Source organism: Pseudoalteromonas sp. NBT06-2, from assembly GCF_002276045.1.
Lineage (GTDB): Bacteria > Pseudomonadota > Gammaproteobacteria > Enterobacterales > Alteromonadaceae > Pseudoalteromonas.
Genome location: NZ_NQMR01000303.1, coordinates 1 through 2542 on the forward strand (window position 1 = coordinate 1; position 2542 = coordinate 2542).

General features: G+C 36.5%; 2 protein-coding genes. Both read right to left on the reverse strand.

Annotation, left to right across the window (positions count from 1 at the left end):
* Positions 1-426, reverse strand: a 426-nt coding sequence (locus tag CJF42_RS25590; protein ID WP_141235686.1) for an aminotransferase class III-fold pyridoxal phosphate-dependent enzyme, incomplete at its 3' end; no start/stop codon positions are given.
* 91 nt (positions 427-517) lie between these two features.
* The gene (locus CJF42_RS25595; protein WP_095369312.1) at positions 518-2326 is read right to left on the reverse strand and encodes a flagellinolysin; all 1809 of its coding nucleotides are present in this window, start codon (positions 2324-2326) and stop codon (positions 518-520) included.
* Positions 2327-2542: the final 216 nt, after the last annotated feature.

Genomic DNA, 2542 nt, shown 5'->3' on the forward strand with positions numbered 1-2542 from the left:
GATGCATTGTTTATGTTCTGCAAGAACAGCCATAGAGCATGCTTCACCACCCGTTCGTGAAAACCTAGCGCCATCAGCCCAAGGATGTATATCAATCAATTTTTCTGCTAACTGTACTTCTTCAAAACAGTTTAAGCTAGACATACAACCATCAGAAACTGCATTTATAACAGCCTGGGTGACTTCAGGATGAGCATAGCCTAAAGGTGAAGTGCCAATGCCCATAATGCTCATATCATAATAATGATGGTCATCAAGATCCCATACCTCACATCCTAATGATTTTTTATAATAAGCAGGCCATAATTCAGGTAAAAACATTTCAGCTCGTTTAGATAATAACTGATTCCCCCCGGGAATTATTTTCTTAGCTTGCTCCCATAACATAGCACCTGAATTTTCTTTTAAGCTTTTTTTATCCGGCATTATAGTTACTCCAAAAAATACCTTTCAATTTCATTGTTATTTTACAAGCAAAAACTGCTCCATAACATACATAAAACCAAAGATTTATAATTTAAGCGTTTAATAAAAAGAGGATATTATTTGGTTGGCTATTGGCTTGCGCTAACATGGCTGAAGTAGCTTGCTGAGTAATTTGATTTTTTATTAAGATAGCTGATTCCATTGCATAATCTGTATCTTCAATACGTGAGTTACTTGCACTTAAATTTTGGGAAATATTTTGTAAATTACTCACTGTATGGTCAAGACGATTCATAACCGCACCCATTTGAGCTCTTTGAGTATCTACAATGCGAATTGCATCATCAGCTGCAAAAACGGCAAACTGAGGATTATCTGTTACCTCCAAATAATCAATCCCTAAATTTTTAGTGCTAAATGTGCCTAACGTAAGTGTAATTATCTCTAAAGCATTTGCACCAACTTGTAGATCTACAGCCCTTCCTCCAGCCCCACTAATATTGGCTTGATATAATTCTACACGCTGCTCAGTAATATCCGCATTGGTTGAAGGTAGGTTATAATTTCCAGAATTAAAATCCCCCCCAGCATCACTATCGTCATCACCAGTTACATAAAGTTCAGTAAAACTTTTAGCGCCTGAATTTCCAGAGCCTAATCCTGTCATAACAGTTTCATAATCAATAATACCGCCTGCGTCAGAACCACTTAATGAGCCAGAGTCATTATTTGTTAAGTCCATTTCATCAACAATGAATTGTTCAAAAACGGTCGGTTCAGCACCCATTGCGGGTGCTGCTCCTAATTCAGTAAATAAAGCAGCTTCATTAGCCCAACTCGTAGAAGCCCCTAAGGCCGCGTCTAAAGTTAAACCGTTACTTAATTCAGACATTAAACCTTTAATACCATCAGTACCAATTTTACTTTCAACATAGCGCATTACAACATAACCACCAGAATAAACACCAGCTGTTGGTAATGCGCCAGCAGGATTACCTCCTGCACCTTGCCAATTAGTATCTAGTTCAGTCCAAATAGCCGCGGCACCATGAACAGCAATATCTGTAGACAGCCTTGAATCAGCCCCTCTTATAGATTCAGCAGCACCTTCTTTAAACCAAGTAGGAATATTAGTCCAGTCACCAAAGTTAGCCCCCATAGTTGCATGAACCATTTCATGTAAAACGACTTCATCTAATGCAAGTCCATTTGGGTCACCTTTAGGTAAATTTGATGCATTAAAATCATCCAAGTCAATTACCATAACTTGATTGAACGCTCCAATTCCAGCAACACTCTGAGCTTGCACATAAGCGGCGGTACCACCTGCGCCATCGACTTGCTCTAAATCAATTTTAAGTGTTTGTCCTTTACCATCTATACCTAATTGTTCAAAAATTATTTTTTCTGACTCTCTTAACCAAGAGGATGCTAAACCATTAACCATATCCCTTTCTACAATATCAACCAAACGTCCATCACCCATATCAAATAATTTTTGACTACCAAAACTTGTTGTTTCATTAATTCGATTAATTTCTAATTTTAATTGGTCAACTTCTTCTTGGATTGATGCTCTGTCACTTCTGCTATAGGTACCATTTGCTGCTTGAAGGGAAAGATCTCTTATTCTATGTAAGTTTGCAGTCACTTCAGATAACGCACCTTCTGCTGTCTGTGCCATAGAAATACCATCATTTGCGTTTCTAATAGCCACCGCATTACCATTTATTTTAGCTGTGATCCTGTGAGATAACTGCATGCCCGCGGCATCATCTTCCGCATTATTAATTCGCAGACCTGAACTTAATCTTTCCATTGAATTTGAAGTAGCATTACTTACAGAAGTTAATTGCCTCTGAGTAAATAATGAACTTAAATTAGTAGCAATAGAAAGCATACAGCTAACCTAAAAGTAGATGAATATACTTTTATCGGAAGTTATTTCAAAAACTTTAAATATAGAGTTAATTAAAAACTCAATTAAATTTTAGATTGCATTAAAGGATCTTTTAAATAACTTTAGAATCTAAGTAAATAAAAAATAGTTATCAATAAAACATCATCCACACTTTATTGATAACTAGAACACAGAACAAAAACACCTACACCTAAT